Origin of the sequence: Rhodopirellula maiorica SM1, from assembly GCF_000346295.1 — a bacterium.
Lineage (GTDB): Bacteria > Planctomycetota > Planctomycetia > Pirellulales > Pirellulaceae > Novipirellula > Novipirellula maiorica.
Genome location: NZ_ANOG01000100.1, coordinates 1 through 8,391, shown reverse-complemented (window position 1 = coordinate 8,391; position 8,391 = coordinate 1). Strand labels below are relative to the sequence as shown.

At 56.5% G+C, this 8,391-nt stretch carries 6 protein-coding genes; 3 read left to right on the top strand and 3 right to left on the bottom strand.

Features of this window, described 5'->3' with window-relative positions; translation table 11 throughout:
• A partial coding sequence (locus RMSM_RS02890; protein ID WP_008691320.1) for a sialate O-acetylesterase occupies positions 1-1,466 on the bottom strand: 1,466 nt, incomplete at its 3' end.
• Between the two features lie 264 nt (positions 1,467-1,730).
• On the bottom strand, positions 1,731-3,029 hold the full coding sequence (locus RMSM_RS02885; protein WP_040763812.1) for a Gfo/Idh/MocA family protein: 1,299 nt from the start codon (positions 3,027-3,029) through the stop codon (positions 1,731-1,733).
• Positions 3,030-3,246: 217 nt separating this feature from the next.
• On the opposite strand from RMSM_RS02885, the gene RMSM_RS02880 reads away from it, so the two are divergent.
• Both RMSM_RS02880 and RMSM_RS02875 read left to right on the top strand, forming a co-directional pair.
• Complete coding sequence (locus RMSM_RS02880; RefSeq protein WP_008691316.1) at positions 3,247-4,482, top strand: cofactor-independent phosphoglycerate mutase; 1,236 nt, start codon at positions 3,247-3,249, stop codon at positions 4,480-4,482.
• 77 nt (positions 4,483-4,559) lie between these two features.
• Positions 4,560-6,353 carry an aspartate kinase gene (locus RMSM_RS02875; protein WP_008691314.1) on the top strand — a complete coding sequence of 598 codons (1,794 nt, stop codon included), beginning with the start codon at positions 4,560-4,562 and terminating at the stop codon, positions 6,351-6,353.
• Positions 6,354-6,574: 221 nt separating this feature from the next.
• Here the strand turns inward: RMSM_RS02875 and RMSM_RS41945 are convergent, their stop codons facing one another.
• Positions 6,575-7,435 (bottom strand): hypothetical protein, encoded by an 861-nt coding sequence (locus RMSM_RS41945; protein ID WP_201766992.1) that lies wholly within the window; start codon positions 7,433-7,435, stop codon positions 6,575-6,577.
• Between the two features lie 618 nt (positions 7,436-8,053).
• Between RMSM_RS41945 and RMSM_RS02860 the strand changes: the two genes are divergently transcribed.
• Entirely contained in the window at positions 8,054-8,386 is a 333-nt protein-coding gene (locus RMSM_RS02860) for a hypothetical protein (protein WP_144057331.1), read from the top strand.
• Positions 8,387-8,391: the final 5 nt, after the last annotated feature.

Genomic DNA, 8,391 nt, shown 5'->3' with positions numbered 1-8,391 from the left:
TTGTTCCAACCAAACCGTACCTGTTTTGGTTCGGCAACATTCGGTGATTCAACGATGATATGGTTCCCATCGATCGTCGCGGTCGCAGGGTAAAAGTTGCCGTCGATCCCGGCGATTTCGAAATCGGTCAGCGGTTTACCGTCACGTGACGTGAGTCCTGATTTGGCGTGGCTAAACGCTACACGGATCGCCCCGCCGTCGACTTTATGGTTCGCGTAAAGCGGACCGCTTGGATCGATGTCGGCTTGGTCGTAGGTGTCCGCCAATGCCCACAACGACAACCGGCGTGCAACTTCCTTTTTATGAGGTGGGTGGATGTCGTTGAGATCGGCAATGTCGGTGGTCACCACCATGCCGGTGTGGGGAATCTTCATACACTCGTGTTGAGCGACCCAGAAACGAGCCAGAATTTCAGGATCCTCTTCACCATATTGATAGGGCGCGATTTGCACAAAATAGAACGGCAATTTGGGTTGCTTGAACGCGTTTCGCCATGATGCGAGCAAGGCTTTTTTCTTATCGACATAGCCTAGGCCGTCGCCGCGATTCGATTCGCCTTGGTACCAAATCGCTCCGCGAATCGCCATCGGAACAAGCGGGTGGATCATCGCGTTGTAGAGCGTCGTCGGCGTACCGTGGTTCTTTGCCAAAGTGGCGGGCTGAGGCGGAAGCGGAGGTGCGGCTTGGTTTTGCTCCAATGCGTGGGCTAGCGACTCGGTCCACTGCTGGACTTTCTGCAAATGGGCTTGCTGGGATTTTCGATAGGCCGGCGTGCCTGGGGTTTGCGAGCGAATGCGATCGGCTTCACTGTGCAGCGCGGAGACGGCGCCGAATCCATCGACGCTGGTCCATGGCTCGATCCGAGTTCCGCCCCAGGCACTTTGGATCATGCCTACGGGAACGCCAAGTTCCTCGTGCAAACGCAATCCAAAGTAGTAGCCGATCGCCGAGAAACTAGCCGAAGTCTGCGGCGAACTTCGCGTCCAATTTGCCTCGACATCGTCTTGCGGCGTCAGTGCGGTGGTCAGCGGGACCGCGAACAGACGAAGGTTGGGATGAGTCGAATTTGGGATGTCGGCTTTGGAATCGGCCTTCATTTGCATTTCCCATTCCATGTTTGATTGGCCCGACGCCAACCAGACTTCGCCGACCAACACGTCGGTTAGCTCGACGCGGCGTGGTTCGCTGCCCGACTCGACGATCAACGACTGAGGCTCGTTATTAGCGGCCATTGAACCGAGTTCGATTTTCCACTTGCCGTTCTCGTCGGCCGTGGTGGTCTTTGTTTGGTTTGCGAATTGGACGGTGATCGATTCGCCAGCCTCCGCGATGCCCCATACCGGAACGCTCTGCTCTCGCTGGAGCACCATGTGATCCGAGAAAACCGATGCAAGTTTTAGTTCCGCGGCGGAGACCAGCGGGGTGGGAAGGAGCAATAAGAACGTGAGGGCGAGGATTTGTTTCATGATGTTGGCGGGGAGAGTGGGAGAGTGGGAGAGTGTAGCGGTGCGGCGCGGGGCCTCGCCCGGTTGCAGCGGGATAGGACGTTCAATTTACACCGGGCGGCTCGCGCCCAATGCCATCTACTTTGGCACTAAACGGGTGCCGCTACCAAAGTAGATGGCATTGGGCTCGCCCCGCCCCGCTAATAAAACGGTTAGGCCTACCGGCGGAAACAGGTAGGCGGTCGTCAACACCGATGACAGGCTGGAAGCCTATCCCACATTGGGTTAGTCGATTTCCCAGCCTTTGCGGTAGGCGGTTTGGATCAGCGATTGGGCCTTGGTGTTGTTGCCGGTGGACAACGTTTTGGCATTCCAGTCGAATCCGCCGGTACGGTAGGCGACATTGCCGAGCAAGACGGTCTCGGCCATCGGACCGGTGTAATCAAAGTTGCACGTCGCTGCGTCGCCGCCTTTGCACGCAGCGATCCACTCTTTGTGAAAGCCGGGTGACTTGGGGACAAATTGTTCTGGCCGTTTGAAGTCGGCGAACTTTTCTTCGGGCAGCAACTCGTGTTTATCAAAGCCCGATAACAACATCCCGTCTTCGCCGATGAACAGCGTGTTGTGGCCTTTGCCCGAGAGTCCGCGTTGGGCCAGGATCTCGGGCGTGCCGTGGTACCAATGCAAATCCAGCGGACTGTTTTGGTTGGTCTGGTCAAAACGGTAGGTAACGTGCATCGATTTGGGCGTTCGCTCGGCGTCCACTTCGGGACCTCTGGCATTGACGTGACTTGGATATCGCAGTCCCAACGACCAAAACGGAATGTCCAGGATGTGGCAGCCCCAGTTGCCGGTTTCGCCCGTGCCGTATTCCCACCAAAAACGCCAGCCATAGGGACAAAAGGACGGATGGTAGGGACGTTTTTCTGCGGGGCCCACCCACAGTTCGTAATCCAGTCCCGCAGGAACCGGGGGGGTGTCTTTGGGAATCGATGGCATCCCGCGGCTACCGCCGACCCAGCAGTGCACCTCGTTGACCTTGCCAATCGCACCGCTTTGGACCAATTCCACGACACGGTGCATGTTGGGCATCGCGTGACGTTGATTTCCCAGCTGAGTGGCGAGTTTGTTTTCTCGCGCATAGTCGGTCAGCGTACGGGTTTCCCACACGTTGTGGGCCAGCGGTTTTTCCAGATACGTGTGCAGCCCCAACTGCATCGAGGCGTACGCAGGATGAAAATGCGTATGATCGGGGGTGCTGATCACAACGCCATCAAGATCTTTGCCGAGTTTGTCGAGCATTTTGCGATAGTCGCTGAAACGCTCGGCCGACGAATATTTTTTGAACGCACCTTCGGCTCGTTTCTCATCGACATCCACTAACGCGATCAAATTTTGCGAGCGGACGCCGCCTACATTGGCAGCCCCGCGGCCGCCGACGCCGATACAGGCGAGGTTCAATTTTTCGTTCGGGCTTTCGGCGGCTGAGATCCGGCGTGCTGCCGCGCCATGGTACAAGGCAATCCCGGCGGCAGTTGCGGCCGTGGTTTTGAGGGCATCACGTCGAGAGATAGGGGACTTCATGGTTGGCCTTGGCGAGAGGAAGGGAAAGTGGAGAGGGGGAATCGTGGGGCAGGATTTTGCAATGGGGAACCGCGTAATCACGCGAGTCTTCAATTTCAAAGTGGCCTAGTTTAACAGAAGGATCCCGTAAACGCCCCCTTTCGCGGATTCAGGGACTAATGGAAACTGCCCCATTCTCGTTTTTTTACTGAAAATCCGCGTGGGCGGAGGATTCGCCATGAAATATGTCATTATTATTCCCGACGGCTGTGCGGATGAACCGATCGAATCGCTCGGCGGCCGCACCCCGTTGCAAGCGGCCAATTTGCCTGCGATGGATCGGCTCGCCGCGGCGGGGGCGCTTGGGTTGGCCAACAATACACCGGACCATTTGCCGGCAGGCAGCGAAGTCGCGAACCTCTGTTTGCTCGGCTATGACCCCGACGTGTATTTCACCGGCCGGGCACCCCTAGAAGCGGCCGCTCAAGGAATCACGTTGGGCGAACACGATTGGGCGGTCCGCTGCAATTTGGTCACGATCGAAGACCAAACGATGGTCGACTTCACCGCCGACCATATTTCCAGCGAAGAAGGGGCTGAGCTGTTGCGTTCGGCTCAGCAGGAATTGTTAGCCAAGGCCGCCGCCGACGGCGACCCGATCGCATCGCGTTTTGAGTTCGTTCCGGGCGTTAGCTACCGAAATTTGCTGATCTATCGAGGCGACGCGTCTATTCCCGCTCCGTTTTCGAGCGACACTCGTTCGAGAGCGCCGCATGATTTGACCGATTTGTCGGTGGCAGACGAATTTCCACGTGGTCCCGGCAGCGATTTGCTGGTTCGTTTGATGAGCGAATCGGCCGAGCTGTTTGCGTCGCATCCCGTCAACCAGAAACGGATCGCCGAGGGCAAGCGGCCAGCGACGAATGTATGGTTGTGGGGACTCGGCGGGGCGCCACAGTTGCCGAGTTTTCAAGAACGCTATGGATTGAGCGGCGCGATGATCACCGCCGTCGATTTGCTGCGAGGCATCGCCGCGCTGGTGGGTTGGCCACGGATCGAAGTTGACGGCGCCACCGGTTATCTCGATACCGACTACGCAGCCAAAGGCCGTGCGGCGGTCGAAGCCCTCGAAAACTATGATGTCGTTTGCGTCCACATCGAAGCTCCTGACGAAGCGTCGCACGAAGGACGCGCTGACGAGAAGATCAAAGCTCTCGAAAGCATCGACAAATCGATCGTGGCTCCGCTTTTCGATGCGTTGGAAAAACAGGGCGATTACCGCATTTTGGTGACTCCGGATCACCCGACATTTTGCAGCACCAAAAAACACACTCACGGCATGGTACCGCTGCTGATCTCAGGAACCGGTGTCGCTGCCGATTCGCAAACCACGTACGACGAGATCGCTGCCGGTGCGAGCGGTCGCCGTTTCGATCACGGTTGGGATTTGATGGACGCGTTCATCAAGTCGTAGCGTACTTGAGCTGCCCTATTCCCTGGCATCATTCGTTTTCCCCCCATTACTTCCCCTTCAATTTCACATTTCTTCCCATGTCACTGATCGTTCAAAAGTTTGGCGGTACCAGCGTCGCCGATGTCGAAAAGATCCGCGCGGCCGCACGCAAGGCAATCCGCGCCCAGCAGCAAGGCAATCGCGTGGTGATGGTGGTCAGCGCGATGGGAAAGAATACCGATGTGTTATTGAAACTTGCCAGCGACGTCAGCTCTCATCCGCCCGCGCGAGAAATGGACATGTTGGTCAGCACCGGCGAACAAGTCAGTGTGGCGCTGGTGGCCATGGCGATCGATGCGCTGGGTGCCAAGGCGGTCAGTCTGACCGGCGGTCAGATCGGAATGAAGACCGACGACAGTTTCAGCAAGGCACGAATCCAATCGATTTCGACTGAGCGAATCGAACGACTGTTGGACGAAGGCAACATCGTGGTGGCCGCCGGTTTCCAAGGTATCGATGATGATTTGAATATCACCACGTTGGGACGTGGCGGCAGCGATACGACCGCCGTCGCATTGGCCTCGGTGCTGGGGGCGGATGCCTGTGAAATTTATACCGACGTCGATGGCGTCTACACGACCGACCCGCGGTTATTGCCCGAAGCTCGCCGCGTCGAAGTGATCAGCTACGACGAAATGCTCGAATTGGCCAGCCTTGGGGCTGGCGTGATGCACAATCGCAGTATCGAATTTGCCAAGAAATTCAACGTTCCGATCCACGTTCGCAGCAGTTTTTCGGACGCCGAAGGAACGATGATCGTGGCCGAAACCGAATCACAGACGGCTTCGGTTTGTGGCGCCGCGATGACCCCAAGTGAAGCTCGCGTGACCGTGCTTGGCGTGCCTGATGTTCCAGGGAAAAGTTTGCAGGTGTTCTCGGCAATCGCCGCCAAGAAAATCGCTGTCGATATGGTCGTCCAAAACGTTGGGCTCAAAGGCCGCGCGGATATCTCGTTCACCGTTCGACAAGAAGATCTGCAGATGACCCTCAAAACGCTCGAAGGCGTGGTGCCGGTTGTCGGAGCGGACGCGGTCACCTATGACGACCAAGTTTCGAAGGTCTCGGTGGTCGGTGTGAACATGGCCAAGCAAACCAACGTGGCATCGACAATGTTCCGCGCGTTGGCCGATGCCGGAGTGAATATCCAAATGATCACCACCAGCGAGATCAAAATCTCGACGCTGGTTCCACGTTCACAAGCCGCCGCAGCGCTGCGGGCAGTGCATCAAGCCTTCTCGCTTCATCAGAAACCGGATGACGCCAAATCGTGGCATCAAATCCGTTCGGAACGCGGCAATCGTGCCGATGTCGATTCGTTGATTAGCCGATTGCAGGCGGATGCGCTCGAGGCGTTGACGTTGACCGGTATTTCCTTGACCAAGGACCAAGCTCGGGTGACGCTGCATGGCGTTCCAGACAAGCCAGGCATCGCGGCCGACATGTTCGAAACGATTGGGGAAGCAGGCATTTTTGTCGATATGATCGTGCAGGGGTACGACGGCGAAGACGGGTCGACCAGCGTCAGTTTTACGATCAACGACGATGCGATTGACCATAGTGTCGAGGTCGGCCAAGCGATTTGCAAAAAACATGGGATGCGCGATATCCAAAGCGGTACCGATATCTCGAAGATCACCGTCAGCGGTATTGGGCTGCGTAGCCACACGCATGTGGGGACGATCCTGTTCAAGCAACTTGCGGATCTGGGAATCAATATCGAGATGATCGGAACGAGCGAACTGCAGGTCAACGCGGTGATTGCAACCGAGAAAGCGGATGCCGCGACCGAGCAGCTAAAGAAGGCGTTCGCAGCGTCGCTAGGCTCTGTCTGAAAAGCGGTTTCTCGCTTCGCGAGAGCGGATTCTTCCCACAACTTTCGCCGAGCGAACGGTGACTTTGAGTCGTTTTCAGATAGGACCTATAGTCACGGACGCTCGAGCGTCCAGGCTACGATCAAACCTCCGCTGTTGACCGAATAAAAAAACGGCCTGCGATACAGATCGCAGGCCGTTTTGTGTTGAGGCATTGTCGTTCCTACGACGCGGTTTACCACTTAGTTGAAGATGCCGAAAATGTGGTGCAGCAATCCGCAGTGTTTGGGAGCCGGTGGGCAGCAAACCGGAGCGGGCTCGCAGCAAACAGGAGCTGGCTCGCAACAAACGGGGGCTACTGGCGCACAGCAAACCGGTGCAGGGTCACAGCAACCAACCGATTCGACGATGACTTCGCCACAGCAACCAGCAGAATCTTCGTAGACGATCGGAGCGGGTTCGGTTGCCGGAACAACGACGGCTTCGGGAGCAACCGGGGCTGCTTCTTCGACCATTGGTTGCGGTGCTGGAGCGGGAGCAGGAGCAGGCTCAGCAGGCGTTGCGACGGGGGTCGCAGCCGCGGCGGCGGCTGCAGCCGCTTTTTCTGCTTCGATCTTCGCAGCGGCCTTCGCGGCGGCGGCTTCCATTGCGGCAGCCTTTTCAGCTGCAGCCTTCTTCTTCTCGGCAGCGGCTTTCTTCTCTGCGGCAGCCTTCTTTTCCGCGGCAGCTTTCTTCTCGGCCGCAGCCTTCTTAGCGGCTTCGGCCTTCATGGCGGCTTCCTTTTCCGCAGCCGCTTTCATCTCGGCCTCTTTCTTTGCAGCGGCTTCTTTCTTTGCTTTATCCGCAGCTGCCTTTGCTTCGGCTGCTTTTTTCTCAGCAGCCGCTTTTTTGGCAGCCGCCTTTTTCGCCGCCGCGTCTTGTTTTTTCTTATCTGCCTGAGGCTTGTCGGCCTTTGGTTTTTCTTGGTCTGCTACGGCTTCGGTCGCTTCGACTGCTTTGTCGGCAGCTTTGTCTTGGGCGATACCATGCTGAATTGGAGCCACCAACATGCCAAAGGCAGTTGCGGCGAAGAGCATGGAGTACAGGGTGGTCTTGCGTTTCATCGGTTACAGGATCCTTCGTGAAGTAAAGCTTGAGAGGGGTGATGCGTTGCTGAAAACGAATGGGGGAAACATCCAGAGAACGAATTTCGCTCGCCTGTTTTCACGCTGGCTCATCCAGCGGTGACGCTGGGAAACAGATATTTCCTCTAGCAGAGGGGGGGTGGGTGCAGAGGCTGTTTCTTGGTCGCAATTCAAACCGATCGAATCGGCTGGGACCGCCGCGGCTGGATCCGTTTCGAGCTAGCGAACAACCAGCATCCTAATTGCCACAGCGAAAAATCCAACCAATTTGAGGAAAGTCTGGCCTTTTCGTTGCTGAAAACTTCCGTTTTCAAGGATTATTCGGTTTAGGTTGTCGCTAACGATGACATTGTCTATTTCAGATGGTTTCTTACGTGGGGGTATCCGATTTTTATTTGGTGCGATCCGCGAAAGCGACTATGATAATACGCGTCTGTTTGGCAAAAACTCGTTCGTGACGTTTGGCAACGCAAGACCTGTTGCGACCGTGGCACGATTCGGTTGGCCTCGATTTGTCGAACGACATGCTGCTTTTCTCGACATAGCCTGTCGACAATACACCCGGTCTACCCACCTCATTTTCAATGAGGCGAATCGATGAATAGGAACCTAAGCGTGATCAAATCTTCTCTTTGTCCGAACGTGCTGGCGTTGCCTACCTGTTTGCTGACGTTGTTTGTCGTGACGACGGCATCGTTGCGTGCAGACGATTTGCCGGGCGCCGATGACGCGATCCACGCGGAAATGTTCGCGGCAATGGATGCGGGACAGGTTGACGTCAAATTCATCCCGATCAATGCGACCATTGCCAACGTGTTGGTCAAAAATTTGACCGATAAACCGCTGAATATCCAATTGCCTGCTGCCTTCGCTGGCGTACCCGTGCTTGGCCAATTTGGCGGCGGCAGTGGGTGGTATGGGCGGCGGTAGTGGGC

Bases quoted from the DNA above. Each gene is read 5' to 3' on its own strand.
- RMSM_RS02885 (WP_040763812.1), bottom strand. From the start codon at position 3,029: ATGAAGTCCCCTATCTCTCGACGTGATGCCCTCAAAACCACGGCCGCA.
- RMSM_RS02880 (WP_008691316.1), top strand. From the start codon at position 3,247: ATGAAATATGTCATTATTATTCCCGACGGCTGTGCGGATGAACCGATC.
- RMSM_RS02875 (WP_008691314.1), top strand. From the start codon at position 4,560: ATGTCACTGATCGTTCAAAAGTTTGGCGGTACCAGCGTCGCCGATGTC.
- RMSM_RS41945 (WP_201766992.1), bottom strand. From the start codon at position 7,435: ATGAAACGCAAGACCACCCTGTACTCCATGCTCTTCGCCGCAACTGCC.
- RMSM_RS02860 (WP_144057331.1), top strand. From the start codon at position 8,054: ATGAATAGGAACCTAAGCGTGATCAAATCTTCTCTTTGTCCGAACGTG.